The organism is Gilvimarinus gilvus, assembly GCF_030518155.1.
GTDB lineage: Bacteria > Pseudomonadota > Gammaproteobacteria > Pseudomonadales > Cellvibrionaceae > Gilvimarinus > Gilvimarinus gilvus.
Genome location: NZ_JAULRU010000015.1, coordinates 1 through 335, shown reverse-complemented (window position 1 = coordinate 335; position 335 = coordinate 1). Strand labels below are relative to the sequence as shown.

Sequence of the window (335 nt, the reverse complement as noted above, 5' to 3'; positions counted from 1 at the left end):
GAATCGATCTCACCGCCCGCCCCCAGCGTTGCAATCGCCACACTACCATCGACCCCTGCTTCCCAGCCATCGCTGCCACGAAATTTCTGCAAGGCGTCTTTGCTCATAAACAACAGCACTTCAGATTTCAACTGAGCCCCTAACTGAAACCCAATTGAGGCCGATGCTACATTATAATACGCCGTTGTTTTCCCGCCTTCACGCAGCGCACCTTCACCGTATTCTCCGCCGATACCGATACCCGCTTTAATCACGTCAGGAAAGACCAAGACAGCTTCAGCCTTTTGAGCCAGTTCTTTTCCTGCTGGGCTGTGTCGATAAAACTCTTTCAGGGC

General features: G+C 52.2%; 1 protein-coding gene. It reads right to left on the bottom strand.

Translation table 11 applies throughout. The annotated features are described in order from the left end of the window. Positions 1–335: lipid-binding SYLF domain-containing protein (locus QWI17_RS00070; protein WP_302720472.1), on the bottom strand; the 335-nt coding region annotated here is incomplete at both ends.